Source organism: Nocardioides terrigena, from assembly GCF_003047265.1.
GTDB classification, from domain to species: domain Bacteria; phylum Actinomycetota; class Actinomycetes; order Propionibacteriales; family Nocardioidaceae; genus Nocardioides; species Nocardioides terrigena.
Genome location: NZ_PZYY01000012.1, coordinates 24,870 through 50,918 on the forward strand (window position 1 = coordinate 24,870; position 26,049 = coordinate 50,918).

General features: G+C 72.5%; 23 protein-coding genes. 7 read left to right on the forward strand and 16 right to left on the reverse strand.

Features of this window, described 5'->3' with window-relative positions; all coding sequences use genetic code 11:
- Position 1: 1 nt before the first annotated feature.
- From DAE25_RS20455 to DAE25_RS20495, 9 genes are read right to left on the reverse strand one after another with little or no spacing between them, the layout of a single operon-like run.
- The gene (locus DAE25_RS20455) at positions 2-2,347 is read right to left on the reverse strand and encodes a xanthine dehydrogenase molybdopterin binding subunit (protein WP_107767974.1); all 2,346 of its coding nucleotides are present in this window, start codon (positions 2,345-2,347) and stop codon (positions 2-4) included.
- Entirely contained in the window at positions 2,344-3,738 is a 1,395-nt protein-coding gene (locus DAE25_RS20460) for a xanthine dehydrogenase small subunit (protein ID WP_107767975.1), read from the reverse strand. The genes DAE25_RS20455 and DAE25_RS20460 overlap by 4 nt, the downstream gene beginning before the upstream one ends.
- A 33-nt stretch (positions 3,739-3,771) precedes the next feature.
- Positions 3,772-4,599, reverse strand: coding sequence for a bifunctional allantoicase/(S)-ureidoglycine aminohydrolase (locus DAE25_RS20465; RefSeq protein ID WP_107767976.1), 828 nt, complete (start codon positions 4,597-4,599; stop codon positions 3,772-3,774).
- A 13-nt stretch (positions 4,600-4,612) separates the two neighbouring features.
- Complete coding sequence (allB, locus tag DAE25_RS20470; RefSeq protein WP_107767977.1) at positions 4,613-5,944, reverse strand: allantoinase AllB; 1,332 nt, start codon at positions 5,942-5,944, stop codon at positions 4,613-4,615.
- Positions 5,934-6,257 (reverse strand): hydroxyisourate hydrolase, encoded by a 324-nt coding sequence (gene uraH, locus DAE25_RS20475; protein WP_107767978.1) that lies wholly within the window; start codon positions 6,255-6,257, stop codon positions 5,934-5,936. The genes allB and uraH overlap by 11 nt, the downstream gene beginning before the upstream one ends.
- On the reverse strand, positions 6,257-6,766 hold the full coding sequence (gene uraD / locus DAE25_RS20480) for a 2-oxo-4-hydroxy-4-carboxy-5-ureidoimidazoline decarboxylase (protein WP_107767979.1): 510 nt from the start codon (positions 6,764-6,766) through the stop codon (positions 6,257-6,259). The genes uraH and uraD overlap by 1 nt, the downstream gene beginning before the upstream one ends.
- Positions 6,766-7,620, reverse strand: a complete 855-nt coding sequence (pucL, locus tag DAE25_RS20485; protein WP_107767980.1) for a factor-independent urate hydroxylase — start codon at positions 7,618-7,620, stop codon at positions 6,766-6,768. The genes uraD and pucL overlap by 1 nt, the downstream gene beginning before the upstream one ends.
- A 4-nt stretch (positions 7,621-7,624) precedes the next feature.
- Positions 7,625-8,890 carry a DUF6986 family protein gene (locus DAE25_RS20490; RefSeq protein ID WP_107767981.1) on the reverse strand — a complete coding sequence of 422 codons (1,266 nt, stop codon included), beginning with the start codon at positions 8,888-8,890 and terminating at the stop codon, positions 7,625-7,627.
- Between the two features lie 41 nt (positions 8,891-8,931).
- Positions 8,932-9,312, reverse strand: coding sequence for a VOC family protein (locus DAE25_RS20495; RefSeq protein WP_107767982.1), 381 nt, complete (start codon positions 9,310-9,312; stop codon positions 8,932-8,934).
- A gap of 227 nt (positions 9,313-9,539) precedes the next feature.
- Between DAE25_RS20495 and DAE25_RS20500 the strand changes: the two genes are divergently transcribed.
- The 3 genes from DAE25_RS20500 to DAE25_RS20510 are packed head-to-tail and all read left to right on the forward strand — an operon-like array spanning position 9,540 to position 11,457.
- A complete protein-coding gene (locus tag DAE25_RS20500) occupies positions 9,540-10,076 on the forward strand; it encodes an RNA polymerase sigma factor (RefSeq protein ID WP_199907703.1) in 537 nt (178 codons plus the stop codon).
- Positions 10,073-10,801 carry an anti-sigma factor family protein gene (locus tag DAE25_RS20505; protein WP_107767984.1) on the forward strand — a complete coding sequence of 243 codons (729 nt, stop codon included), beginning with the start codon at positions 10,073-10,075 and terminating at the stop codon, positions 10,799-10,801. Before DAE25_RS20500 ends, DAE25_RS20505 begins: the two co-directional genes overlap by 4 nt.
- Before the next feature lie 23 nt (positions 10,802-10,824).
- Entirely contained in the window at positions 10,825-11,457 is a 633-nt protein-coding gene (locus DAE25_RS20510; protein WP_107767985.1) for a fasciclin domain-containing protein, read from the forward strand.
- A 66-nt stretch (positions 11,458-11,523) separates the two neighbouring features.
- Here the strand turns inward: DAE25_RS20510 and guaA are convergent, their stop codons facing one another.
- The 5 genes from guaA to DAE25_RS20535 all read right to left on the reverse strand — a co-directional run bounded on the left by guaA (position 11,524) and on the right by DAE25_RS20535 (position 19,627).
- Entirely contained in the window at positions 11,524-13,101 is a 1,578-nt protein-coding gene (gene guaA, locus DAE25_RS20515; RefSeq protein ID WP_107767986.1) for a glutamine-hydrolyzing GMP synthase, read from the reverse strand.
- Between the two features lie 232 nt (positions 13,102-13,333).
- Positions 13,334-15,058, reverse strand: a complete 1,725-nt coding sequence (locus DAE25_RS20520; protein ID WP_107767987.1) for a GMC oxidoreductase — start codon at positions 15,056-15,058, stop codon at positions 13,334-13,336.
- The gene (locus tag DAE25_RS20525; RefSeq protein ID WP_107767988.1) at positions 15,058-16,674 is read right to left on the reverse strand and encodes a succinic semialdehyde dehydrogenase; all 1,617 of its coding nucleotides are present in this window, start codon (positions 16,672-16,674) and stop codon (positions 15,058-15,060) included. The genes DAE25_RS20520 and DAE25_RS20525 overlap by 1 nt, the downstream gene beginning before the upstream one ends.
- A gap of 103 nt (positions 16,675-16,777) precedes the next feature.
- Positions 16,778-18,484, reverse strand: a complete 1,707-nt coding sequence (locus DAE25_RS20530) for a glycerol-3-phosphate dehydrogenase/oxidase (RefSeq protein WP_107767989.1) — start codon at positions 18,482-18,484, stop codon at positions 16,778-16,780.
- Between the two features lie 33 nt (positions 18,485-18,517).
- A complete protein-coding gene (locus DAE25_RS20535; protein WP_056887211.1) occupies positions 18,518-19,627 on the reverse strand; it encodes a GuaB3 family IMP dehydrogenase-related protein in 1,110 nt (369 codons plus the stop codon).
- Between the two features lie 71 nt (positions 19,628-19,698).
- Here DAE25_RS20535 and DAE25_RS20540 point away from each other — a divergent pair, with 71 nt between their 5' ends.
- The 3 genes from DAE25_RS20540 (at position 19,699) to DAE25_RS20550 (ending at position 21,823) form a co-directional block, all read left to right on the forward strand.
- Positions 19,699-20,157 carry a GNAT family N-acetyltransferase gene (locus DAE25_RS20540; RefSeq protein ID WP_107767990.1) on the forward strand — a complete coding sequence of 153 codons (459 nt, stop codon included), beginning with the start codon at positions 19,699-19,701 and terminating at the stop codon, positions 20,155-20,157.
- Between the two features lie 87 nt (positions 20,158-20,244).
- The gene (locus DAE25_RS20545) at positions 20,245-20,886 is read left to right on the forward strand and encodes a fasciclin domain-containing protein (RefSeq protein ID WP_107767991.1); all 642 of its coding nucleotides are present in this window, start codon (positions 20,245-20,247) and stop codon (positions 20,884-20,886) included.
- 85 nt (positions 20,887-20,971) lie between these two features.
- The gene (locus DAE25_RS20550; protein WP_107767992.1) at positions 20,972-21,823 is read left to right on the forward strand and encodes a MerR family transcriptional regulator; all 852 of its coding nucleotides are present in this window, start codon (positions 20,972-20,974) and stop codon (positions 21,821-21,823) included.
- A 6-nt stretch (positions 21,824-21,829) separates the two neighbouring features.
- Here the strand turns inward: DAE25_RS20550 and guaB are convergent, their stop codons facing one another.
- Positions 21,830-23,332: an IMP dehydrogenase gene (guaB, locus tag DAE25_RS20555; RefSeq protein WP_107767993.1), complete on the reverse strand. Its 1,503-nt coding sequence runs from the start codon at positions 23,330-23,332 to the stop codon at positions 21,830-21,832.
- 19 nt (positions 23,333-23,351) lie between these two features.
- Positions 23,352-24,242, reverse strand: coding sequence for a GNAT family N-acetyltransferase (locus tag DAE25_RS20560; RefSeq protein WP_107767994.1), 891 nt, complete (start codon positions 24,240-24,242; stop codon positions 23,352-23,354).
- Between the two features lie 159 nt (positions 24,243-24,401).
- On the opposite strand from DAE25_RS20560, the gene DAE25_RS20565 reads away from it, so the two are divergent.
- Complete coding sequence (locus DAE25_RS20565) at positions 24,402-26,012, forward strand: hypothetical protein (RefSeq protein ID WP_107767995.1); 1,611 nt, start codon at positions 24,402-24,404, stop codon at positions 26,010-26,012.
- Positions 26,013-26,049 lie beyond the last annotated feature (37 nt).

Below are 26,049 nucleotides of genomic sequence, written 5' to 3' on the forward strand. Positions count from 1 at the left end.
CTCAGCCCTCCGCCGGGGTGCGGGACGCCTGCTCGGACCGGGGATGCAGGAGGGGCGCAGCCGGGTCCGGGCGCTCCGGGACGATGCCGGGGGTGCCCCGGACGACGTGGTCGGCGCCGGACGCGCGCGCACGTTCGACCGCCCAGTACACCGCCTCGGGAGTGGCCGGGGAGGGGAGGTCCACGCTGGTGCCGGCCGGGCCGAAGGCCGCTGCCGCCTGTCGCAGGGCCTCGCGCACGGACAGCGCCAGCATCAGGGGTGGCTCGCCGACGGCCTTGGAGCCGTGGACGACACCATCCTCGTGGGCGTGCTCGAGGAAGGCGACGTGCAGCTCCGCCGGCAGCTCGCCGAAGCTCGGCAGCTTGTAGGTGCTGGCGGACTGCGTCGTGAGCCGGCCGCGTCCGGGACCGTCGGACTCGTCCCAGCGCAGGTCCTCGAGGGTCAGCCAGCCCGCACCCTGCACGAAGCCGCCCTCGACCTGGCCGAGGTCGACGAGCGGGGAGAGGCTGTCGCCCACGTCGTGCACGATGTCGACCCGGCGGGTGAAATAGGCCCCGGTGAAGCCGTCGACCTCCACCTCGGTCGCGGCGACGCCGTAGGCGAAGTACTTGAAGGGGTGCCCCTGCATCGCCGTGGAGTCCCAGTGGATGCCCTCGGTCCGGTAGAAGCCGGCGGCCCAGAGCTGCACCCGGCTGAAGTACGCCTCCCGGACCAGCTCCTCCCAGGGCAGCCCCCGCCCGGCGTCGAGCTCCACGAGCCGCGCCAGGACCTGCTCGCACGCGTGCTTGACCGCGCCGCCGTTGAGGTCGGCGCCGGAGCTGGCGGCGGTGGCGGACGTGTTGGGCACCTTGTCGGTCCGGGTGGGCGCGAGCCGCACCCGCTCGAGGGGTACGCCGAGGGTCGTCGCCGCGACCTGCAGCATCTTGGTGTGCAGCCCCTGACCCATCTCGGTGCCACCGTGGTTGATCAGCACCGAGCCGTCCTTGTAGACGTGCACCAGCGCCCCGGCCTGGTTGAAGGCGGTGAAGTTGAACGAGATCCCGAACTTCACCGGCGTCAGTGCCAGCCCGCGCCTGGCGTGCGGGTGGGTGGCGTTGAACGCGGCGACCTCGTCGCGCCGCCGCGCCACCTGCCCGGTCGCGAGCACCCGGTCCCAGGCGGCGACGATGCGACCGGGGTGTCGCACCGGCTGTCCGTACGGCGTGGTCTGGCCCTCGACGTAGAAGTTGCGGCGGCGCAGGTCGATCGGGTCGATCCCGAGCAGCGGGGCGCTCCGGCCGAGGATGTCCTCGACCACCAGCATCCCCTGCGGTCCACCGAAGCCGCGGAACGCCGTCTGCGAGGTCTTGTGGGTGCGGGCGACCCGGCCGTGGAGGAGGACGTGCGGGATCCAATAGGCGTTGTCGACGTGGCACAGCGCCCGGGCCAGCACCGGCTCGCTGAGGTCGAGGCTCCACCCGCCGTCGGAGGTGAGGGTGGCCTCGAGGGCCTGCAACCGGCCGTCGTCGCCGAAGCCGACCCGCCACTGCGCGTGGAACCCGTGGCGCTTGCCGGTCATCGTCATGTCCTGGGCGCGGCTGAGCCGGACCCGGACCGGACGTCCGGTGAGCGCGGCCCCCAGCGCGGCGACCGCGGCGAACCCGTGCGGCTGCATCTCCTTGCCGCCGAACCCGCCGCCCATCCGCAGGCACTGCACGGTGACCTCGTGGTCGTGCAGGCCGAGCACGTGGGCCACGATCTCCTGCGTCTCGGACGGGTGTTGCGTGCTGCTCTGCACGAACACCTGGCCACTCTCGTCAACCAGCGCCAGCGCGGCATGCGTCTCGAGGTAGAAGTGCTCCTGGCCCGCCATCTCCGTCGTCCCGCTGAACACATGGGCGGCACCCGCGAGGCCGCTCACGGTGTCGCCGCGGCTGACGACGGGGCGGCCGCCCTGGAAGCTCCCGGCCTCGATCGCCTCGGTCAGCGCGATGATCGAGGGCAGGGCCTCGTAGTCCACCTCGACCGCGGCGGCCCCGAGTCGCGCGGCCTCCAGGGTCTCCCCCAGCACCCAGCAGACGGCGTGCCCGACGAACATCACCTCGTCGGGGAAGAGCGGCTCGTCGTGCTTGACCCCGGCGTCGTTGACGCCGGGGACGTCGCCGCCGGTGAGCACGCGGACCACGCCGTCGACCTCCAGCGCGGCCGCCGGGTCGAGGCGGGTCACCCGGGCGTGGGCGTGCGGGGAGCACACCGGGTGCGCATGCAGGACGTCGCGCGTGCGTTGCACCAGGTCGTCGGTGTAGAGCGCGTGCCCGGTGACGTGCAGGGCGGCGCTCTCGTGCGGCAGGGCGGCGCCGACACTCATCGCTGCACCTCCCCCGCCGACCTCGTCGACCTCTCCACCCACAACCGACGCAGCGCGTTGCCGAGCATCGCCGAGCGGTAGGCCCCGCTGGCGCGCTGGTCGTCGATCGGCGTGCCCTCGCCGCGCATCACCTCGGCGGCGGCCTCGACGGTCTCGCTGCGCCACGGCCGTCCCTCGAGGGCGGCCTCCGTCGCCAGTGCCCGTACCGGCGTCGCGGCGATCCCGCCCAGCCCGATCCGCGCCCGGACGACGCTGCCGTCGACCACGTCGAGGGCGAACCCGACCGCGACGCTGGAGATGTCGTCGTACCGCCGCTTGGCGACCTTGTGGAACGCGACCAGGCCGGCGAGCGGCCGTGGGATGCGCACCGAGCGGACCAGCTCGCCAGGGCGGCGGACGGTCTCGCGGTAGCCGGTGAAGTAGTCGGCCAGCGGCACCTCGCACTCGCCCTCGGCGGAGACCAGAACGACGGACGCGTCCAGGGCCAGCAACACCGGGGGCAGGTCGCCGATCGGGGACGCCGTGGCGAGGTTGCCGCCGATCGTGGCTCCGTTGCGGATCAGGGGCGAGGCGAACTGCGGCCACACCTCGTCGAGGAGCGGCACGGCGCCGGCCAGCGCCGCCTCCGCCTCGCTGAGGGTGAGGGCCGCGCCGATCTCGATGGTGCCGTCGGTCGAGACCTCCCGGAGCTCGGGCAGGCGGTCGATCGCGATCACGTACGACGGGCGGCGACCGCGCAGGTTGGCCTCCACGCCGAGGTCGGTGGCCCCCGCCACGACCGTGGCGTCGGGGTGCCGGCCCAGCAGCTCGAGGGCCTCGGCGAGGTCGGCGGGACGGGCGAACCCGTCGATGCGGGTCGTCGCGGGCGGCGGTGCCGGCCGCTGCTGGCGCTGCGCCAGCACGTCGTCGGCGGGCGGGACGCCCAGCGCGTCGGCGGCGTCGCGGATCGGGCGGTAGCCGGTGCAGCGGCACAGGTTGCCGCTCAGCGCGTGCACGTCGAAGCCCTCGTCGCGGTCCGGCCGGTAGTACTCCGCGGCCATCGAGCAGACGAAGCCCGGCGTGCAGTAGCCGCACTGCGACCCGCCCCGCACGGCGAGCTCGGACTGCACCGGGTGGAGGTGCGCCGGGCTGCCGAGCCCCTCGGCGGTGACCACCTCCTGGCCGTCGAGGGCCGCGGCCGGCACCAGGCACGCGTTGACGGGCGTCCACCGGCTCGCGTCGCCCTCGGGCCGCAGCACCAGCACGGCGCAGGCCCCGCACTCCCCCTCGGCGCAGCCCTCCTTGGCCCCGGTGAGCCCGAGGCCACGCACGAGGTCGAGCGCACTCGTGTGCACGGGCAGCCCGGAGATCGGGCGCGGCTGCCCGTTGACGATGACGTGCGGATCCGACATGTCCCTCCCCCTCTGGAATCTACGCCTGCGTGGTCACGATCCGAGGCGGAGTCGCGGATGCCGGTTGACGTCCTTGTAGAGCAGGTAGCGAAACCGTCCCGGACCTCCCGCGTAGCAGGCCTGGGGGCAGAACGCGCGCAGCCACATGAAGTCCCCGGCCTGCACCTCGACCCAGTCCTGGTTGAGCAGGTAGACCGCCTTGCCCTCCAGGACGTAGAGGCCGTGCTCCATCACATGGGTCTCGGGGAAGGGGATCGTGCCGCCCGGCTCGAAGGTGACGATGTTGACGTGCATGTCGTGCCGTACGTCGTCGGGGTCCACGAACCGTTGCGTCCCCCAGGCCCCGCGGGTGTCGGGCATCGGCTGGATCGCGACGTCCGCCTCGTGGGTGACGAACGACGCGGGAGCGTCTACTCCCTCGACGCGTTCGTAGGCCTTGCGGATCCAGTGGAAGGTGGCGGTGGCGTCGCCCCGGTTGCGGAGCACCCAGTGGGACTGGGCCGAGAGGTAGGCGTAGCCGCCGGCCCCGACCCGGTGGGCGATGCCGTCGACCTCGAGGGAGACCGTCCCGTCGACCACGAAGAGCACCGCCTCCTCGGCCTCCTGGCCCACCGGCCGGGGCTGCTCGCTCCCTCCCCCGGGCGCCACCTCGACGACGTACCAGGCGAAGGTCTCGGCGAAGCCCGTCAGCGGACGGGCCAGCACCCACAGCCGGGTGCGGTCCCACAGCGGCAGCCGGCTGGCCACGATGTCGCGCATCGTGCCCCGCGGGAGCACGGCGTACGCGTCGGTGAAGACGGCCCGGTCGGTCGTCAGCTCGGTCTGCGTGGGCAGGCCGCCTCGCGGCACCCAGTAGCTCATGCGACACCGGCGCTCATCCAGCACCCCTCCTCAGCAGCCGTCCGCGCGGCGCGGCGGCCAGGTCGATCGGTACGCCGCGCAGCCAGGTCCGGCGGACGGTGCCGGTGAGCGTACGCCCGGCGTAGGCCGACACCGGGTTCTTGTGGTGCAGGCGGCGCACGTCGACCACGAGCTCCTCGTCGGGGGCGAAGGCGCACAGGTCGGCATCCGCGCCGACCCGGATCCCGCCCTTGCCCGCCAGGCCCACCCGCGCAGCCGGTGCCGTCGACATCCAGCGGGCCACGTCGACCAGTCCCAGCCCGCGCTCGCGGGCCGCCGTCCACACGATGGGCAGCCCGAGCTGCAGGGAGGCGATGCCGCCCCAGGCCCGGGCGAAGTCGCCGTCCCCCAGACCCTTGAGCTCGACCGTGCTCGGCGAGTGGTCGGTGACCACGAAGTCGATCGACCCCTCCTCGAGCGCCCTCCACAGTGCATCGCGGTTGGCGGCGCCGCGGATCGGCGGGCAGCACTTGAGCTCGGTGGCCCCGTCGGGGATCGACTCGGCGTCGAGCGACAGGTAGTGCGGGCAGGTCTCGACAGACACGTCGACGCCCTCCTCGCGGGCGGCGCGCAGGGCCGGCACGGCACCGAACGCGCTCAGGTGGACGACGTGGGCCCGGCAGCCGGTGCGGCGGGCCGTCTCGACGACCAGGGCGACGGCCCGCTCCTCGGCGACATCCGGGCGGCTCGCGAGGAAGCCGGCGTACGACGTCCCGTGGTCGCACGGCGCGATCGCGTCGCCGTCCTCGGCGTGCACGAGCAGCAGCGAACCGAGCCGGGCCGTCTCGGCCATCGCCGCGGCGAGCCCCGCGGCGTCGAGGTGCGGGAACTCCTCCACCCCCGAGTCGAGCAGGAAGCACTTGAACCCGAAGACGCCGGCGGCGTGCAGGCGTGCCAGGTCGGGCACGTTGCCGGGCACCGCCCCGCCCCAGAACCCGACGTCCACGAACACCTGGCCCCGTGCCACCGCCCGCTTCGCCTCGAGTCCCGCAAGCGTGGTGGTCGGCGGGATGCTGTTGAGCGGCATGTCCACGATCGTGGTCACCCCGCCGGCGGCCGCGGCGAGGGTGGCGCTGGCGAACCCCTCCCACTCGGTGCGTCCCGGCTCGTTGACGTGCACGTGCGTGTCGACGAGCCCGGGGAGCAGCATCTCGTCGTCGGCCAGCACGACGACGTCCGCGCCGCCGGCGTCCACGTCGTACGACGACAGGTCGGTGATGACGCCGTCGCGGATGCGCACGGCGACCGCCGTCTCGTGGTCCCCAACGACCGCACGCCGGGCGCGGAGCAGGGTCTCAGCTGCCACGGTAGGTCGAGTAGCCGAATGGGCTCAGGAGCAGCGGGACGTGGGAGTGCTCGTCGCCGGCGAGGTCAAAGGCGACGACCACCTCGGGGTAGAACCCCTCGACCCCGTGCGCGCCGAACCAGGCAGCGGTGTCGAAGCGCAGCCGGTAGGTGCCTGCACCCAGCTCGCCGGGTGCGAGGTCGCCGGCCCGGCCGTCGGCGTCGGTGACCGCCTCGGCCAGCAGGCTCCCGGCGGCGGACTCCAGGGCGATGCGCAGGCCGACCGCGGGGAGTCCCCGGCTCGTGTCGAGGACGTGCGTGCTCAGGGTGGCCATCAGGACAACGCCTCTCTCATGCGCAGGACCGCGATCTGGGTCAGCTGGTCGATCGTCGAGGCGCGCTCCACCTCGTCGGTGGTGTCGAGCCGGAGCCGCAGGTGCTCGAGGATGTCGCTCCCGCTGCGCCCGGCCGCGCGCACGATGAAGACGCGCCCGAAGCGCTCCTCGTAGGCCCGGTTGCCCTCCTCGAGCCGTCGGGCCAAGTCGTCGTCGCCCCGGTCCACGCCGGCCTGCTCGCGGGTGGAGTGCTCGGCGTCGTGCTTGGCTGCATCGGCACGCTCTCCGATCCGCGGGTGCCGGGCCAGTGCCTGCTCGAGTTCACGGTCGGAGATTGTGGCCGAGGCGGACACCATCGTGGCCTCGAGCTCGCCGATGTCGTCGAAGGGGCGCGTGACGGCGAGGAAGTCGGCCCAGCGCGGCACGTCGAGCCAAGTCCGGGCCAGGCGGTAGGCCTCGTCGCGCTCCATCGCGTTGAAGGCCTGGAGACCGGCACGGGTCACGCTCATCAGTCCTCCTCGCGGACCACGGTCGCCTCGATCAGCCCGTAGGGCCGGTCTGCGGCGATGAAGACCTCCCCGGGGTTGTCGAGGCCGAACGCCTCGAGGTCCACGAGGAAGTGGTGCTTGTTGGGGGCGGCGAACGAGATCTCCTCGATCCCCCCATGCGCCTCGAGCACCGCGCGTCCCATGGCGTACAGCGTCTCCTGGAGGGCGCGGCTGTACGTAGTCGCGAAGGTGGCGAGCAGTAGCGCCCGCACCTCGTCGTACGTCCGGTTCCACGCGACGGCGCCCCGGTCGCTGTAGCGCCACGTGGCGGTGAGCGAGGTGGCGAGGATGCGGTCCTCGGCCTCGGGGAGCGTGGTGTACTCGTCGACCAGGAAACCCGTGAACTCCGAGCCGGTCGACTTGAGCACGACCAGGTCGGTGAGCCCGGAGACGACGTGGGCTCCCTCGGAGGACAGGTCGACCGCAGTGGTGCGGACCTCGCCGCCGCGGCGTACGAACGCGTGGTCGTGTCCTGCCCCGCCGACCGGGATCCGGTCCCAGGCGTACTCCTCGACCCGGATGAGCGCGCCGGTCGCAGCCGGCGTCGCCTCCAGCAGGCGCCGGGCGAGGGCGAGCGCGTAGTCCTCGGGCGAGGTGACGCCGTGCTTCTTCGCGTAGGCGAACGCGGTGTTCTTCTGCGTGTCGGTCGGGAGCACCTGCGACTGGTCGCCGGCCTCGTGGGCGGCGGTGAAATCTCCGCGCAGCGAGGTGGAGACGTTGAGGTCGCGGATCTCGTGCCGGGGGGTGTCGCGCACGATCCGGACGACGCGGCACTCCGCCTTGCCGTACCTGTTGGGTCCCAGGACGATCCCCATCTGCTCAGCCCTCCCTCGTGGTGGTGCGGTGCGCGATGCCGGCCAGCGCTCGCGCGTCGAGGCCGCTCGCGGTGGTGGCCTCGTCCGACGAGACCGCTGCGCAGTCGAGGCCGCGGAGCACGAAGTCGGCGAGGGCCCGTGCGGTCGCCGGTTCGTCGAGGATCCCGGAGGCCTGCCGCTCGACGTAGTTGCGCAGCCGCGCCCCCGCGGCCTCCAGCCCGCCGCGGTAGAACGCGAATGTCGCGGCGTACCGGGTCGGCAGCTGTGCCGGGTGCAGGTCCCAACCTTGGTAGTAGCCGCGCTCCAGCGACCTGCGGACCAGGCGCAGGTGGTTGCGCCACGCGTCGCGGACGGCGTCGCGCCCACCCACCGGGAGGACGTTGGTGGACCCGTCGGAGAGGCGCACGCCCGTCCCGGCGGCGGCCACCTGCATGACGGCCTTGGCGTGGTCGGCGGCGGGGTGCTCGAGGCTCTGGTGGGCGGCCGCGATGCCGCAGGAGGCGGAGTAGTCGTAGGTGCCGTAGTGGAGGCCCGTGCAGCGCCCCTCCGACGCGTGGATCATCCGGGCCACGAGGGCTGTGCCGTCGGGGCCGAGGACCGCCTGCGGCGTCTCGACCTGGATCTCGAAGCGGAGCGAGCCGGCCACGAGGCCCAGCCCGTCCTCCAGCCCCCGGGATGCGTGCACGAGCGCCTCGACCTGGTCGACCGAGGTCACCTTGGGCAGGGTGACGACGAAGCCGTCCGGGAGCTGGCCACCGTGGGCGAGGTCGGCCAGGAAGAGCCCCAGGGTGCGCAGCCCGCGCCGCCGGGTGGGGGCCTCGAAGCTCTTGAACCGGATCCCGTGGCCGGCCGGGGCGGTGCCGTCGGCGATCGATCGGCGCAGGGCGATCGCGCTCGCCCGGACCGCGTCGTCCTCCTCCTCCTCGGAGCGGGTGCCGTAGCCGTCCTCGAAGTCGATGCGCAGGTCCTCGACCGGCTCGCGGGCCAGCTTGTCGCGCACGCGCCCCACCAGTGCGCGGTCGCCGTCGAGCACCTCGAGGAAGAGGTCCGGGTGCTCGTCGACCGCGCGCAGCGCCCCCGCGCCGTACGCCGGGACGAGGCCGACGCGGAAGCGGTCGGCCGGGACGTAGACCGTGTGCACGGGCTGCCGGCCCGGCCGCGGCCCCGGGTAGCTGCCGGCCAGGGCGGCATCGGCCGCCCCGAGCCGCTCGTCGAGCTCGTCGGCGAGCCGGTCGAGGTCGACCCCGGTGACCGCCCGTGCGCCCCTCATGCCCGCACCCTAGTGCGGGCGACCGACGGCCGCTGCTCCTTTCAGTCCCCCACGACCAGCTCGACCTCGAAGCCCTCGGAGTTCTCCAGGTAGAGCGCCGTGTGGTCGTCACCGCCGGCGTGCGGGTAGCGGTCGGCGAACATCTCGTGCCAGCCGTGGGCGCTCGACTCCGCCCGGATCCGGTCGAGCAGCGCCCGGTCCTCCACGACGAACGCCAGGTGGTTGACCCCCGGGCGCATCCGGTCGTACGCCGCGTCGACCTGGTCGGGCGACCGCTCGAGGAAGACGTAGGTCCCGTCGTCGGCCATCCAGGACGACCCGTCGGCGGCCCATCCCAGCTCGCCGAACAGCCACCCCCACTCGTCGGTCGCGACCGCCGCGTCGCCGACCCAGAGGTCCCAGTGGTGGATCGCGCGCGCCATCAGGTGACCGGCGGGCGCGCGACGAGGAGGTGGTGGAGCCAGGACGGCTCGATGAGGTCGTGCAGCGGCTTGGGCGAGTACAAGGAAGGGCCTCCCGAGGTGCGACGGACCACCCAATCTAGGGACAGACGCCCCGGGGTGCCCCCTCGACGGGGGAAATGTCTTCCACCTGGTGGAAATCTCTATCCGGGTGCAACCGCACAGGGGGTGGAGAACGAAGTACTCGTGTGGACCACGGACAGGACCTCGGGCTCCGCCTCGCCCAGCACGACGAGGCCGCGCTGGAGGACGCCTACGCCCTCTACGGTCCCAGCGTCCTGTCCTACCTCCGGCGCCACGTCGGGCCTGACGAGGCCGAGGACGTCCTGCAGCGGACCTTCCTGGACGTATGGCGTCACGCGGATCGCTACGACAGCTCGCACCGGTTCTCCACCTGGCTGTTCATCATCGCCCGCAGACGAGCGGTCGACAGCCTGCGGGCTCGTCGCCACCCGGTGGTGGACGTCCAGTCCGTGCGTGACCTGGTCGGGGAGGACGGTCGCGACACCGTCTCGCGGCTGGCCGACGCGGCGGACGTACAGGTGGCCCTGCGCGAGCTGCCCGAGCACGAGCGCGAGGTGCTGCACCTCGCGTACTACCAGGACCTCACCCAGCGCGAGATCGCCGAACGACTCGCGGTGCCGATCGGGACCGTGAAGGCCCGGGCGGCCCGCGGAACCCGACGGCTGGCCATCGTGATGCGCGAGAACGGAGGTGACCGGTGACCAGCTCGCCGACCCACCCGGACCTCTTGGCCCTCCTGCGCGGAGAGCTCACCAATGTCGAGGTTCTCGACGCAGCCGACCACTTGGACCGCTGTGAGCCCTGCCGGGCCGAGCTGGCGGACACCGCGACCGGACACGCGCTCCTCGCGAGCAGTGCGCGCGCCCTCGGGCCCGTCGCCCCGATCGCGGCAGCGGGCGCCGCCGAGGTCTCCCTGCCGCCGGCACCGGACCTGAAGCCGTGGCGGCACCGGCAGCGGCGCAGGCGGCTGGTCCTCGGGGTCGCCGCCGCGACCGTGGCCGGGATCGTCTGGACCGGGGGGTACCTCACGGGCGGCGAGCAGGGCAGCCCTCCGGTGGCCGACCCTGCACCCAGCGCCTCCCCGGAACCGCCGTCCGGGGACACCCGTACGGTCACCCTCGCACCGGTGGAGGGCTCGGGCAGCGGCACCGTCTCCATGACCGAGACCGGGACCGTCGCGGTGATGCGGATCGTCACCCAGGACCTGCGGCCCCTCGAGCCCGGCACGTTCTACTACGCCTGGCTGCTGGACCCCGTCACCAACAAGATGCTGCCACTCGGCCAGGTCGGTCCCGACGGCACCGTCTCCTTCGAGGTGTCCCCGATCTTGCTGGCGTCGTACTCGGCGATCGACGTCAGCCTGGAGTCCGACGACGGGGACCCGGGGCACTCGCCCCGCTCCGTCCTGCGGGCTGTGTACGCGTGACCCAACCCACGAAAGGAAACCCCATGAAGAATGCACTGATCGGCACGACGAGCCTCCTCGCCCTGGCGGCCGCCAGCCTGGCCGCCACCCCCGCACAGGCGGCGCAGGCGCTCGGCACCACCAGTGTGGCCGAGGTGCTGGCCGCGGACGGCAGCGGCTTCGACCGCAACTGGAAGGACTTCGACATCCTGGATGCCGCGGTGAGCGCCGTGCTGTCCGACAACCCGGACTCCGCGGTGGGCGTGCTGGCCGACGGCAGCACCAGGCTCACCGCCTTCGCACCCAGGGACAAGGCGTTCCGCATCCTCGTGAAGGACCTCAGCGGCAAGCAGCTCACCCGGGAGGACCGCGTGGTGGCCTGGCTGGCGAAGAACCTCGGCCTCGAGACCATCGAGACGGTGCTGCTCTACCACGTCGTCCCCGGCGCCACCATCACCGCGGCCAAGGCGGTCAAGGCCGACGGCGCCGAGTTGACCACGGCCCAGGGCGGCACCATCGAGGTGAAGGTCACGGGTTCCGGCAAGAGGACCAAGGTCCTGCTCGTCGACCAGGACCACGACGACTGGGACCCGGCCGTGAAGGTCCCCGACATCAACAAGGGCAACCGTCAGATCGTCCACGGCATCAACCGCGTGCTGCGTCCGATCGAGACCTGATCCACCGTTGCCCCCGCTGACCGGACCCTCGACGCACACGCCGTCGGGGGTCCGGTCACGCAGGGACTACTCCCACTCGATGGTGCCCGGCGGCTTGGACGTGATGTCGAGGGTGACGCGGTTGATCTCGGCCACCTCGTTGGTGATCCGGGTCGAGATCCGCTCCATGACCTCGTAGGGCAGGCGCGCCCAGTCGGCGGTCATCGCGTCCTCGGACGTGACCGGGCGCAGCACCACGGGGTGGCCGTAGGTGCGGCCGTCACCCTGGACACCGACCGAGCGAACCTCGGCGAGCAGGACCACCGGCATCTGCCAGATGTCGCGATCGAGGCCTGCCCGGGTGAGCTCCTCGCGGGCGATGGCGTCGGCCTCGCGGAGCAGGTCGAGGCGCTCCTCGGTGACCTCGCCGATGATCCGGATGCCCAGGCCCGGGCCGGGGAAGGGCTGGCGCCACACCATGGTCGACGGCAGGCCGAGCTGCTCGCCGACCGCGCGCACCTCGTCCTTGAAGAGGGTCCGCAGCGGCTCGATCAGCTCGAACTGGAGGTCCTCCGGCAGGCCGCCGACGTTGTGGTGCGACTTGATCGTCGACGTCCCGGCGCCGCCGCCGGACTCCACCACGTCGGGGTAGAGGGTGCCCTGGACGAGGTACGCCGTGTCGCCGCGGTCCTCGTCGGACAACGCGCCGAAGACCCGCACCTCGGCGGCCTCGAAGGTCCGGATGAACTCGCGCCCGATGATCTTGCGCTTCTCCTCGGGGTCGTGGACCCCGGCCAGCGCGCCCAGGAACTGGTCGGCGGCGTCGACGACGTCGAGGGCGTCGAAGACCTCCTCGAAGTCGCGGCGGACCTGCTCGGTCTCGCCCTTGCGCATCATCCCGTGGTCGACGTACACGCAGGTGAGACGGTCGCCGATGGCGCGCTGCACGATCGCTGCGGCCACGGCGGAGTCGACGCCGCCGGAGAGCGCGCATATCGCCCGGCCCCGCTCGCCCACCTGCTCGCGGATCCGCTCCACCTGCTCCTCGACGATGTTGACCATCGTCCAGGTCTGGCGGCAGCCGGCGATCTCGTGCAGGAAGTGCTCGAGCACCTGCTGGCCGTGCTCGGAGTGCAGGACCTCGGGGTGCCACTGGACGCCTGCGAGACCCCGGCCGGTGTCCTCGAAGGCCGCCACCGGGGTGTCGGTGGTGGAGGCCAGGACGGTGAATCCCGCGGGAGCCGCCTTGACCGAGTCGCCGTGTGACATCCAGACGTTGTGGGTCACGGGCAGATCGGCCAGCAGGGTGCCGCCCTCGCTGATCGTCACGGGCGTGCGGCCGTACTCGCGGGCGCCGGTGTGGGCGACCTCGCCGCCCAGGCCCTTGGCCATCAGCTGGAAGCCGTAGCACATGCCGAAGACGGGGACCCCCGAGGTGAAGACCGCGTCGTCGATGCCGGGCGCACCCTCGGCGTAGACCGACGACGGACCGCCGCTGAGGATGATCGCCTTGGGCCCGCGCGCGAGCATCTCGGCGACGGGCATCGAGTGCGGCACGATCTCGGAGTAGACCCGCGCCTCGCGCACCCGGCGGGCGATGAGCTGCGCGTACTGGGCGCCGAAGTCGACGACGAGGACGAGGTCGTGGTCAGGGGTGTCGGTCACCCCCGAAGGGTACCGAGTCCGGCCCCCTCCTCCGGACGTGACTCGGACGTGACTCAGGGCCCCGGTCGGGGAGGGAGGATGACCGGGGCCCTGATGGTCCACGCGCTGCGTGACAGTGCCTGGACTGACGGGCCCGGCCAACTGGGAGGGAGCATGACTGCCGGACCTGTCATCCGTGCCAACGAGCCCTGCCGGGGCGGGTTACGCCCCGGCACGAGAATCTTGGAGCAGGTCAGCTGACGCCCACGATGGGCAGCCGCAGCGCACCCGGCGCTGCCTCCGGGACGACCGGGTTCTTGGGTGCCACCGGTCGGATCCGGGCGTACGCCGATCCGAGCGCGGGACGCTCGTCGGGCTCGCCCCGGTTGGGCCAGAAGGCCATCGCCCGCTCGGCCTGGGCGGTGATGGTGAGCGAGGGGTTGACGCCCAGGTTGGCCGAGACGGCCGACCCGTCGACGACGTGCAGCCCCTCGTGGCCGTACATCCGCTGGTAGCCGTCGACGACGCCGGTCTGCGGGGAGTCGCCGATGGTGCAGCCGCCGATGAAGTGGGCGGTGAGCGGGCGGTTGAAGGGCTCGCCGACGTTGCCGCCGGGCGTGCCCTTGATGATCGCCGCCATCCGGCGGACGGCGTCGTACGCGACCGGGATGTAGGTGGGATTGGGCTTGCCGTGGCCCTGCGTGCTCGTCAGCCGCCAGCCGAAGGGGGTCCTGACGCCCTTGGTGGTGATCGAGTTGTCGAGGGTCTGCATGACCAGCGCGATGACGGTGCGCTCGGACCAGTGCTTCATGTCGTAGAGGTCCAGGGCGCTGCGGCGCTGGGTCCACAGCTCCTTGAGCCAAGACTTCCACCGCGACTGGCCCTCCACCTCGTCGGCCAGCACGGTCTGGAGGAGCGCCATGAAGTTGGAGCCCTTGCCGTAGCGGACCGGCTCGATGTGGGTGTCGGCGTCCGGGTGGAACGACGACGTGATGGCGACGCCCTGGCTGTAGTCGACGGTCACGTCGGGCGCGAGCGCGCCCAGGATCGCCTCGGAGTTGGTACGGGTCAGGCTGCCGAGCCGGTCGCTGACGTGCGGCAGGTCGCCCTCGCCCTTGAGCTGGTGGAGGAGCTTCTGGGTGCCGAGCGCGGCCGCCGAGAAGATCACCTGCTCGGCGGTGAAGGTCTTCGTTGCCGTACGCCGCGACAGCTTGGCCTTGGTCCACCGGGTGTCGACCCGGTAGCCGCCGCCGTCGAGGGGACGCACGCGGGTGACCGTGGTGAGCGGGTGCACGACGGCACCGGCCTCCTCGGCGAGGTGGAGGTAGTTCTTGACCAGGGTGTTCTTGGCGTTGTGGCGGCACCCGGTCATGCACTCCCCGCACGCGGTGCAGGGGTTGCGGTCCGGCCCGGCGCCACCGAAGTAGGGGTCGGCGACGGCCTCGCCGCCGATGCCGGGCTGCTGGCCGAAGAAGACGCCCACCGGGGCGGGGTGGAAGGTGTCCCCCACGCCCATCTCCACGGCGACCTGCTCCATCACCTCGTCGCTCGGCGTACGCAGGGGGTTGTCGACGACGCCGAGCATCCGCTTGGCCTGGTCGTAGTAGGGCGCCAGCTCGGTCTTCCAGTCGGTGATGTGCGACCAGGACGGGTCGCGGTAGAAGGCGTCCAGCGGCTCGTAGAGGGTGTTGGCGTAGACGAGCGAACCGCCGCCCACGCCGGCGCCGGCGAGGATGAGGCAGTCCCTGACCATGTCGATGCGCTGGATCCCGTAGCAGCCGGCGGACGGCGCGAAGAGGTAGCGCTTCGCGTCGAAGCTGGTGGCGGCGAAGTCGGCGTCCTCGAAGCGGGCGCCGGCCTCGAGCACGGCGACCCGATAGCCCTTCTCGGTGAGCCGCAGCGCCGACACGGACCCGCCGAAGCCGGAGCCGATGACGAGGACGTCGTAGTCGAAGTCGCGGTCGGTGCCGTCGCCCATCACGCGCGCCCCAGCTTCTTCATCATCCGCAGCTGGGCGGTCATGACCTTGGCGTAGCGCTCGTCGGACATGCCGAGCATCGGGGCGAAGCGGATCAGCCGCTGCGTCGCGACGGACTGCGACTCCGTGTAGCGGTGGATGCCCTCACTGCCCTGCCGACGTCCCATGCCGGACTCGCGCATGCCGCCCATCGGGGAGTCGATGCTGGCGAAGGTCGCCCCGAAGGCCTCGTTGATGTTGACGGTGCCGCACTTCACCTGGCGCGCGATCTCGCGGCCACGTGCTCCGTCCTGGGTGTAGATGGAGGCGTTGAGGCCGTACTCCCCCGCGTTGGCGCGCGCGACCGCGTCGGCCTCGTCGTGGAAGCGGTAGAGGGAGATCACCGGCCCGAAGGTCTCGGTGCCGAAGCAGGTCATGTCCGGGGTGACGCCCTCGAGGATCGTCGGCTCGAAGAAGTAGGGACCCAGGTCGGGCCGGGCCCGGCCGCCCGCCAGCACGCGGGCGCCCTTGGCGACGGCGTCGTCGACGTGGGCCTGCACGGTGTCGAGCTGCGCCTGGGACACCAGGGAGCCCATGTCGACGCCCCACTCCAGGCTGGCCCCGAGGGTCATCGCCTCGGTGCGGGCCACGAAGCGCTCGACGAACCGGTCGTAGACCTGGTCGGCGACGAACATCCGCTCCATGGACACGCACAGCTGGCCGGCGTTGGAGAAGGACGCCCGCACCGCACCCTCGGCGGCCTTCTCGAGGTCGGCGTCGCGGAGGACCAGGAGGGGGTTCTTGCCGCCGAGCTCGAGCGAGCAGCCGATCAGGCGCTCCGCGCACTGCGCGGCGATCAGCCGGCCGGTGGCCGTGGAGCCGGTGAAGCAGATGTAGTCGGCACCGTCGATGATCGGCGTCCCGAGCTCGCGTCCCGGCCCGGCCACGACCTGCCACAGGTCCGGCGGGAAGCCGGCCTCCTCGAGCAGCTGGGCCCCGAGCAGGGCCGAGAGCATCGTCTGGGCGTCGGGCTTGGCGACCACCGCGTTGCCGGCGAGCAGGGCAGGGATCCCGTCGCACAGCGCCATCGTGAAGGGGTAGTTCCAGGGCGAGATGATGCCGACGACGCCCTTGGGCACCCGGTTGACCTCGACGCGCGTGAGGCCGGGGACGACGCCGAGCTTGCGCTCGGTGTCGAGGTGCTGGTGCGCCGTGCGTCCGTAGTAGCGGGCGGTGAGGGCGATGTGCAGCGGCTCGTCGAAGGCGTGCTTACGGGCCTTGCCCGACTCCAGCACGACCAGGTCGATGATCTCGTCCTGCCGGTCGAGCACGAGGTCGTGGAGGCGCAGCAGCATCGCCGCGCGCTCGTCCAGCGACGTCCGCGCCCAGGCGGCCTGCGCGCGACGGGCCCGGACGTAGGCCTCGGCCACGTCGTCGGTGCTCGACTGCGGGATGTGCGCGAGCGGCTGGCCGCCCAGCGGCGACTCCACCGGCACAGTGCGACCGGTGGTGCTGAGGATGCGCCGGGTGAGCCCGGCGACGTAGTCGGGCTCGAGTGCGTACGACGCCCGCGGGTCGTGCTCGGGGTCGTGCGGGCCGTCCACCAGCGGGTCGGAGGCAGGAGTGTGCTCGCTCATGGGCCGAGGGTAGGCCGGTCCCCCGGGCCTTGCTACCCGTTGGTCACATCGTCCCGCTATTTGACATTCGGCTCATATTTGTCAAGCGCATGCGCCGGCCGGCTCAGACGATGTCCGGCGCCTTGACCCGCGCCTCGTCGGCCGCCTGGTCGGTGAGCTCGAGCTGGGACTGGCGCTCGGCCTCGACCCGCCGCAGGTAGTGGTCGACCTCGGCGTCGACGGTCGCCGCGTCCCAGCCGAGCACGTCGGCCATCAGCTCGGCGGCCGGACGGGCACTGGCGACGCCGCGGTCGAAGGTCTCGATGGAGATGCGGGTACGCCGCGTCAGCACGTCGTCGAGGTGCCGTGCGCCCTCGTGGCTGACCGCGTAGACGACCTCGGCGGCGAGGTAGAGCGGTGCACCGGTGAGTGGCTCGGCCAGCTCGGGGCGCTCGCGGACCAGCTCCAGCACCTCGTCGACCAGCCCGCCGTACCGGCCGAGGAGGTGGTCGACCATGCCGATCTCGATGCCCGACTCGCGCGAGAGGGCCACCCGCTGGTTGGTGCGCGCCTCGTAGCCCCAGGCCCCGAGCAGCGGCACGCGCTCGGTGATGCTCGGCAGGGCACCCGGCACGTCGCGGATGGCGTGGTCGACGGCGTCGCGTGCCATCACGCGGTACGTCGTGAGCTTGCCGCCGGCGACGAGCACCAGGCCGGGCACGGGGTTGGCGACGGTGTGCTCGCGGGAGAGCTTGGTCGTCTCGCCCTGCTCGCCCTTGCGCACCACCGGCTTGAGGAGCGGCCGCAGGCCGGCGTAGACGCCGACCACGTCACGGTGGTCGAGCGGGTCGCGCAGCAGGGCGTTGACGTGGCCGAGCAGGTAGTCGATGTCCTGGCGGCTGGCCGCCGGGTGGGCGAGGTCGAGGTCCCACGGGGTGTCGGTGGTGCCGATGATCCAGAAGGCGCCCCACGGGATGACGAAGAGCACCGACTTCTCGGTCTTGGTGATGAAGCCGCACTCGGAGCGGATGCGGTCGCGGGGCACGACGAGGTGCACGCCCTTGCTGGCGTCCACGTCGAGGGTCGCGTCGCCGCCGATGAGCTCCTGCACCTCGTCGGTCCAGACCCCGGCGGCGTTGATGACCACCCGGGCCCGCACCTCGAGGTCGACGTCGTTCTCGAGGTCGCGGGCCGTCACGCCCACCACCCGGTTGCCCTCGCGCAGGAAGCCCGTGACCTTGGTCCGGGTGGCGATGTGGGCGCCGTTGTTGGCGGCCGTGCGGGCGATGGTCATGACGAGGCGGGCGTCGTCGACCTGGCAGTCGTAGTAGCGGATCGCGCCGTGCAGCTCCTCGGTGCGGATGTCGGGCGCCATCCTGGCCAGCTGCTTGCGGAAGAGGTGCTTGTGCTTCGGCACGCCCATGTCGTACTTGCCGGTCATCGCCATGGCGTCGTAGAGCGCGACACCGGAGCCGACGTACGGCCGCTCCCAGGCCTTCTTCAACGGATAGAGGAAGGGCACCGGGCGGACCAGGTGGGGCGCGAGCCGGGTGAGCAGCAGGCCGCGCTCCTCGAGCGCCTCCTTGACCAGGCCGAAGTCGAACATCTCCAGGTAGCGCAGGCCACCGTGCACGAGCTTGGAGCTGCGCGAGGACGTGCCCGAGGCGAGGTCGCGCTGCTCCAGCAGTCCGACGCTGAGCCCGCGGGTCACCGCGTCGAGGGCCGCGCCGGCGCCCACGATCCCGCCACCCACCACCAGCACGTCGAGCTCGCCGGACACCATCGCGTCGAGCGCCGCGGTGCGGTGGTCGGGACTGAGCTGGTAGGTCATGGCGCCAGTCTGGCAGGCGCCCGGGCAGGCAGGTCAGCCCCCGACGACGACCTCGACCCGCTGGAACTCCTTGAGGTCGGTGTAGCCCGTCGTGGCCATCGACCGGCGCAGGGCACCGATGAGGTTCATCGTGCCGTCGGCGACGCGGGAGGGGCCGAAGAGGATCTCCTCCATCGACCCCACGGGGCCGAACTCGACGCGCTGGCCACGCGGCAGGTCGGGGTGGTGCGCCTCTCCGCCCCAGTGGAACCCGCGGCCGGGGGCGTCGGTGGCCCGGGCCAGCGGCGAGCCGACCATCACCGCGTCGGCGCCGCAGGCGATGGCCTTGGCGACGTCGCCCGAGCGTCCGATCGAGCCGTCGGCGATGACGTGCACGTAGCGACCGCCCGACTCGTCGAGGTAGTCGCGGCGGGCCGCGGCGACGTCGGCGACGGCCGACGCCATGGGCACCGCGATGCCCAGCACGGTGCGGGTCGTGTGGGCGGCACCACCGCCGAAGCCCACGAGGACGCCGGCCGCCCCAGTCCGCATGAGGTGCAGGGCGGCCTGGTGGGTCGCGCAGCCACCCACGACGACCGGGACGTCGAGCTCGTAGATGAACTCCTTGAGGTTGAGCGGCTCGCTCTGCGAGGAGACGTGCTCGGCGCTCACCGTGGTGCCGCGGATGACGAACATGTCGACACCGGCGTCGACCACGGCCTTGGCGAACTCCTTGGTCCGCTGCGGCGACAGGGAGCCGGCGACGGTGACGCCGGCGTCGCGCATCTCGTTGAGGCGCGCCGTGATCAGCTCGGCGCGGATCGGCTCGGCGTAGATCTCCTGCATCCGCCGGGTGGCGTCGCTGCCCGTCAGGCCCGCGACCTCCTCGAGCAGGTCGGACGGGTCGTCGTACCGCGTCCAGAGCCCCTCGAGGTTGAGCACGCCGAGGCCGCCGAGCCTGCCGAAGGCGATCGCGGTGGCCGGGGACATCACCGAGTCCATGGGTGCCGCCAGCACGGGCAGGTCGAACCGGTAGGCGTCGATCTGCCAGGCGGTGCTGATCTCCTCGGGGTCGCGGGTGCGCCGCGAGGGCACGATCGCGATGTCGTCGAAGGAGTAGGCGCGACGGGCGCGCTTGGCTCGGCCGATCTCGATCTCAGTCACGGGCGCAGCCTATCGGCCGGTCGCCCCGCGTCCGTCCGGTCCCGTCCCCCACCCGTGGCACGATCACGGCCATGCCCACCACCTGGACCAGCACGGTCGGCACCGCCGACGCCGACCTCGACGCACGCCTCTCCGACGAGCTCGACGTCGTCAACGCCGCAGCCACCCCCGGGATCGACGCCGCCGAGGAGCTGACGGTGCGGATCACCGACGACGCCGGCGCGCTGGCTGCCGGGATCAGCGGCTGGACGTGGGGCGTGGCGGCCGGGATCGCGATGACGTGGGTGCGCGCCGACGCCCGGGCCGCGGGCCTCGGGGCGCGCCTGCTGACCGACTTCGAGGCCGAGGCGCTGCGCCGCGGGTGCACGCACGTGTTCGTCACGTCGTTCACCTTCCAGGCGCCCGCCTTCTACGAGCGGCACGGGTACGTCGAGTTCGCCCGGTGGGAGGACGTGCCCCGGGTCGGGGAGGCCGACGTGCACCTCCGGAAGGACCTGCCCGGCGCACGCCCGGACACGGGTCACGAATGAGGTATCCGAAACTTCCACAGTTATCCACATAGACTTCCACAGCCTGTGGAGGTACGGTCAGGGTCCCACCTACGAAAGGTTCCCCTGATGCTCAAGCGCCACCTGGCCGGCCCCCTCGCCGGAGCCCTTGTCGCCACCGCGATCGCCACCGCCCCGCTCGCCCCCGCCAACGCTCAGCGTGCCGCGGGGACCGACAGCCTGGCGGCCCTCCTCGCGGCCGACGGGCAGAAGCTGGACAAGAACTGGAAGGACTTCGACATCATCGAGGCCGCGGTCCTCACCGTCGCCGGCGCGAAGCCCGAGACCCCGCTGCTCGCGCTGACCGACGGCAAGAAGCGCCTCACCGCCTTCGCGCCGACCGATGCGGCATTCCGCAAGCTGGTCGAGGACCTCACCGGGACCGCACCCAAGTCCGAGAAGGCCACCGTCAACGCCATCCTCGCGACGTACGACGTCGACACGATCGAGCAAGTGCTGCTCTACCACGTGGTCGCCGGCAAGACGCTCAACTCCACCAAGGTGGTGGCCGCCGCCAAGAAGAAGCAGAAGATCACCATGGCCAACGGCGCCAAGATCCGCGTCAAGCTGATGAAGGGCAAGGTCGTCCTGGTCGACAAGGACAAGAACGACCGCGACGCCCGGGCCATCCCGAAGCTGCTCGACCTCAACAAGGGCAACCGCCAGATCGGCCACGGCATCGACCGCGTCCTGCGCCCGCTCGACCTCTGATCACCGCCGACTGATCGACCTGCCGAGCCAGGCAGCCGTGCCCGGGACCTCCGCCCGGGCACGGCATGCCGCAGGATGGGACCACATGAGCACCTCCCTCTCCATCGGCGAGCTGTCCGCGCGCACCGGAGTCACCCCGTCGACGTTGCGGATCTGGGAGGAGCGCCACGGCTTCCCGGTGCCCACCCGGCTCGGGTCGGGCCACCGTCGGTACGACGAGGGCGACGCCGTCCTCGTCGCCGAGGTCGCCCGGCTGCGTGATTCCGGCATGCGCCTCGACGCGGCGATCGCCGCCGCCCGCCGCGAGGCCGAGCACCAGCAGCAGGTGGCCGGCGGTCCCCGGACTCGCTCCGTCCACGCCCGCCTGCTGCGGCGCGAGCCGGCCCTGCCCGTCCACCGCCTGCGCAAGCGCACGCTCGTCGCCCTGTCGCACGCCATCGAGGACGAGTTCTGCGCCCGCGCCCGCGACGCCCACCTCTTCGGCCTGTTCCAGCGGGCCGAGCACTTCGCCCCCGCCCGCACTCGCTGGCGCGAGCTGGCCCTGCTCGCCCGCACGACCCACGTCTTCGCCGACTTCCCGCCCGGGTCCCGCGACGAGGACGACCTCCAGCTGGTCACACTCCCCGAGCGCTCGCCGCTGCTGCGGGAGTGGGCCGTGATCTGCGACGCGACCGAGGCCCCGATCGCGCTGACCGCGTGGGAGGTCCCCGGTCAGGTGGGGGTCCCCGAGCGACACCGCGTCTTCGAGGCCACCTGGACGATGGTCCCCTCCCTGGTCCGCGAGGCCGCCCGGGTGTGTGCCGACGCCGCCGCCGGCACCCCGGGCGCGGAGGCGCTCGCCGAGGAGCTCGCGGCTGCGCCGACCGGCGACCGTGCAGACCCCGAGCTCGCCTCCGCGTTCTTCAACCGCGCCGTGGCCTACCTCGACCGCGGCTGACGAGCGTCAGGCCCCGGAGTAGTTGGGTGCCTCGACGGTCATCTGCACGCCGTGGGGGTGGCTCTCCTTGAGCGAGGCCGAGGTGATCCGCACGAAGCGGCCCTTGTCCTGGAGCTCGGGGACGGTCCGCGCGCCGACGTAGAACATCGACTGGTTGAGGCCGCCGATGAGCTGGTGGGCCACGGCGCCGAGGGGACCGCGATAGGCGACCTGGCCCTCGATGCCCTCGGGCACGATCTTGTCGTCGCTGGTGACCTCGGCCTGGAAGTAGCGGTCCTTGGAGTAGGACTTCTTGCCGCGGCTCGACATGGCCCCGAGCGAGCCCATCCCCCGGTAGGACTTGAACTGCTTGCCGTTGACGAAGACCAGCTCGCCGGGGGACTCCTCGCACCCGGCCAGCAGGGAGCCGAGCATGACCGCGTCGGCGCCGGCGACGAGCGCCTTGGCGATCTCGCCGGAGTGCTTCATGCCCCCGTCGGCGATGACCGGCACCCCGGCAGGCTTTGCGGCCAGCGAGGCCTCGTACACCGCGGTGACCTGCGGGACGCCCACGCCGGTCACGACGCGCGTGGTGCAGATGGAGCCCGGCCCCACCCCGACCTTCACCGCGTCGGCCCCGGCGTCGACGAAGGCCTGGGCGCCCTCGCGGGTGGCGACGTTGCCGCCGATCACCTGCACGTGGCGGGTGGCAGGGTCGCTCTTGAGCCGGCGGACCATGTCGAGGAGGAGGTGGACGTGGCCGTGCGCGGTGTCGGCGACCAGCACGTCGACGCCGGCCTCGACCAGCGTGGTGGCGCGCTCCCACGCGTCGCCGAAGTAGCCGATCGCGGCACCCACGAGCAGCCGGCCGTCGCCGTCGTACGACGCGTGCGGGAACTGCTCGCCCTTGACGAAGTCCTTGACGGTGATGAGCCCGCCGAGGCGGCCGTCGACGTCGACCAGCGGGAGCCGCTCGCGCTTGTGCCGGCGCAGCAGGGTCGTCGCGTCGTCGCGGGAGATGCCGATGGTACCGGTGATGAGCCCCTCGGAGGTCATCACCTCGGTGACCTTGGTGGTCGCCCACTCCGCGACCGGCGTGAAGCGCAGGTCGCGGTTGGTGATGATGCCCAGCAGGCGGTTGTCGACGTCGACGACGGGCAGGCCGGAGACGCGGTACTCACCGCAGATCCGGTCGAGCTCCTCGAGGGTGGCGTCGGGGCCGATCGTGACGGGGTTGGAGATGATCCCGGTCTGGGTCCGCTTGACGAGGTCGACCTGGTAGGCCTGGTCGGCGATCGACAGGTTGCGGTGCAGCACACCGAGGCCGCCCTCGCGGGCCATCGCGATGGCCATCCGCGACTCGGTGACGGTGTCCATCGCCGCGCTGACCAGCGGCACCCTGAGCGAGATCTCCCGGGTCAGGCGACTCGTGGTGTCGATCTCGTCGGGCGCCAGGTCCGACTCCCCCGGCAGCAGGAGGACGTCGTCGTAGGTGAGGCCGAGGGCCGCGAACTTCTCCGGGATCTCCACTCCCCCATCCTACGGGCCGTCAGCGCCGCGCTCCCTCCAGGTCTCGCAGCGGCACTCGCACCGTCAGGCCGTCCCCGGACATCCGGATCCGGCCCCGCAGGCCCGAGCCCAGCACCATCGGCAGGACCGCCTGGTTGTCGGCGCTCGTGACCAGCACCAGCTCGTCGTCGCCGAGCCCGGCAGCCGCCCGGGCGGCCTCCAGCAGCAGCCGCGAGCCGATGCCGCGCCGACGCCAGGCCGGGTCGACCTCGAGGTGCAGGTGGCGGGACCCGGGCGCGACCATCTCGGCGAGCACCGCCCGGCCCACCGTCGTGCCGTCCACCATCGCCGAGACCCCATGGCTCGACGCGACGAACTCGGGGGTCGCCCCGGTGCCCAGCCGGCGGCCCGGCTCGGGCATCGCCATCGCCTCGCGGCTGCGGCCCAGGACGTCGCTCACCAGCTCTGCCAGTCCGGCCCCGCGCGCGTGCTCGGTGGCGGTGAACGGTGCCGTCCGGTGCACCTGCACCGAGACGTCGCTGACCGTCATCTCCATCGAGTCGTGGTCGACCCCGGTCTCGATCGGGTCCGCCTCCGCGTCGAACAGCTGGGCGACCACCTCGGGGAAGCGGGCAGGCTGGGCCAGGATCGTCCGCGCCGCCGCGACGTACCGCGCCGGCTGGTCGACCAGCGCCGCCTCCGTGCACGGGTGCGAGACCACCGCGTGCGCCCCGGCCCGCTCCACCAGGGAGGCGATGTCGTCCACGTCCCAGCCGCCCGGCACCTCGAGCACCAGCTCGTCGGTCACCGTGTCGATCCCCGGGAACACCTGCAGGCCCAGGATGTTGACACCCGCGGCGCCGCACTCGCTCGCCAGCGTCGCCAGCGCACCCGGCCGGTCCGGCAGCGTCAACCGCACTCTCCACAACATGGGCTCCCCCTTGGTCTCTTCGTCCCGGGACCAGCGTGCGCCGCGCGTGTTGCCGGTCGGAGGCCCCCGTGTTTCGGTGATGAAAACCCTCCACCGGACGACCCGCGGTCCGTGCGGGTGAGCACTGCGCGAGGGGCGCCCCTCCACAATGGACGCACTGTGCCCCGGATTCCCCTGCCCTCCGCGCGCCTGACCGTCTGGATCGCGGCGGTGGCGGCCCTGCTGGCGCGCTACCCCTCGGCGATGTGGCCGCTGCGACCGGACGAGGCCGGGTTCCTGCTCGTCGCCCGCACGTGGGCCCCGCGGGCGGACAGCGTCTACGGCGCCTACTTCGTCGACCGGCCGCCCGAGATCATCGCGCTGGTCCGGCTCGCCGACTGGGTGGGCGGCCCCTACGCGCTGCGGGTCCTGGCCGCGCTCGGGATCGTCGGCTTCGTGCTCCTCGCGGCCGCCACGGCACGCTCCCTCGCGACGGATGCCGCGCAGCTGCCGCGGGAGCGGGCCGACCGGGTGGCGGCGTGGACGGCGGTGGTGGCCGCGGGGCTGGTCGGCAACGCCGGCGTCGACGTGGTCTCCGCCAAGGGCGAGCACCTGGGCATCCCCCTGGTCATGGGCGCCTGCTGGCTCGCGCTCGCCGCCCTGAGGAGGTCCTCGACCTCCCTGGCCCTGCTGGCCGGGCTGATCGCCATGCTGGCCGTCGGCCTCAAGCAGAGCATGGTCGGCGGCCTCGTGTTCGGCGGCGTGCTCCTGGTCGGCACCGCACTCGGCGACCACTCGCGCGTCCGGTCCTGCGCACGGCTCGGCGCCGCCGCCGCGGCCGGCGCCCTGGTGCCCGTCGTCGCCACCGTCGTCTGGGCCCTCGTGGTCGGCGTGGACCTCGGCACCCTCTGGTACACCGTCGTCGGCTTCCGCCCCGACGCGGACGCCGTGCTGGACGCGCAGCCGAGCTCGAACATCGATGCGCGCGCCGTGAAGATGGTCGGCCTCGCGACCGGGACCGGGATGGTGCTCGTCATCGCGTGGTTCGTGCTCCACCTGGTCCCGCTGGTACGGCGCCTGCCGGCCCACACGGCGGCGGTCTCAGCCATGCTGCTCGTCGACGTCGTCGCGGTGGTCCAGAGCGGCAGCTTCTGGATGACCTACCTCGTCGTGCTGGTGCCGCCGGTGGCGATGGCCACCGCGCTGCTCCTCGTGGCCGAGCCCGTGCCGGGGCAGCCAGCCGAGCCCGAGCCGGAGCCCCTGCCTCGCCGGGCGCACCGGTGGACCGTCGGGGCGATCACCCGCGGCCTGGTGGTGTTCACCGCGCTGAGCAGCGCGACCTCCCTCGTCGCCTGGTGGGAGATCACGGAGGCGGGCCACCGGCCGATCGAGTACTACGCCGGCGAGGCGATCGGCAGGGCCGCCCGGCCCGGCGACACCCTCGTCGTCTACGGAGGGCGCGCCGACATCCAGTGGGCCAGCGGTCTGCGCTCGCCGTACCCCCACCTGTGGTCCCTGCCGATGCGCACCCTGGACCCCGACCTGTCCGAGCTGGGCGACCTGCTCACCGGACCGGCAGCTCCGACGTGGTTCGTGGAGTTCACCTATCTCGACACCTGGAGCGAGACGGGGACCCGGCGGATCAGCGAGGAGCTCATCGAGCGCTACCAGTACGTCACCACCGTGTGCGGCCAGTACCGCGTCTACCACCTCAAGAGCCTGGAGCGTCCCGTGCTCGAGAGCCGCTGCTCCGAGCCGTGGCGCGGGGGCCTCGCGTCGCTGCGCGACTGACGACCGCGCGCGGATCGTGACCAGCGTGCAACCTCCC

Excerpts from the sequence above, each read along its gene's own strand:
- DAE25_RS20455 (WP_107767974.1), bottom strand. The coding sequence starts at position 2,347 with ATGAGTGTCGGCGCCGCCCTGCCGCACGAGAGCGCCGCCCTGCACGTC.
- DAE25_RS20460 (WP_107767975.1), bottom strand. The coding sequence starts at position 3,738 with ATGTCGGATCCGCACGTCATCGTCAACGGGCAGCCGCGCCCGATCTCC.
- DAE25_RS20465 (WP_107767976.1), bottom strand. The coding sequence starts at position 4,599 with ATGAGCTACTGGGTGCCGCGAGGCGGCCTGCCCACGCAGACCGAGCTG.
- uraH (WP_107767978.1), bottom strand. The coding sequence starts at position 6,257 with ATGGCCACCCTGAGCACGCACGTCCTCGACACGAGCCGGGGACTCCCC.
- uraD (WP_107767979.1), bottom strand. The coding sequence starts at position 6,766 with ATGAGCGTGACCCGTGCCGGTCTCCAGGCCTTCAACGCGATGGAGCGC.
- pucL (WP_107767980.1), bottom strand. The coding sequence starts at position 7,620 with ATGGGGATCGTCCTGGGACCCAACAGGTACGGCAAGGCGGAGTGCCGC.
- DAE25_RS20490 (WP_107767981.1), bottom strand. The coding sequence starts at position 8,890 with ATGAGGGGCGCACGGGCGGTCACCGGGGTCGACCTCGACCGGCTCGCC.
- DAE25_RS20495 (WP_107767982.1), bottom strand. The coding sequence starts at position 9,312 with ATGGCGCGCGCGATCCACCACTGGGACCTCTGGGTCGGCGACGCGGCG.
- DAE25_RS20510 (WP_107767985.1), top strand. The coding sequence starts at position 10,825 with ATGAAGAATGCACTGATCGGCACGACGAGCCTCCTCGCCCTGGCGGCC.
- DAE25_RS20520 (WP_107767987.1), bottom strand. The coding sequence starts at position 15,058 with ATGGGCGACGGCACCGACCGCGACTTCGACTACGACGTCCTCGTCATC.
- DAE25_RS20525 (WP_107767988.1), bottom strand. The coding sequence starts at position 16,674 with ATGAGCGAGCACACTCCTGCCTCCGACCCGCTGGTGGACGGCCCGCAC.
- DAE25_RS20530 (WP_107767989.1), bottom strand. The coding sequence starts at position 18,484 with ATGACCTACCAGCTCAGTCCCGACCACCGCACCGCGGCGCTCGACGCG.
- DAE25_RS20540 (WP_107767990.1), top strand. The coding sequence starts at position 19,699 with ATGCCCACCACCTGGACCAGCACGGTCGGCACCGCCGACGCCGACCTC.
- DAE25_RS20545 (WP_107767991.1), top strand. The coding sequence starts at position 20,245 with ATGCTCAAGCGCCACCTGGCCGGCCCCCTCGCCGGAGCCCTTGTCGCC.
- DAE25_RS20550 (WP_107767992.1), top strand. The coding sequence starts at position 20,972 with ATGAGCACCTCCCTCTCCATCGGCGAGCTGTCCGCGCGCACCGGAGTC.
- DAE25_RS20560 (WP_107767994.1), bottom strand. The coding sequence starts at position 24,242 with ATGTTGTGGAGAGTGCGGTTGACGCTGCCGGACCGGCCGGGTGCGCTG.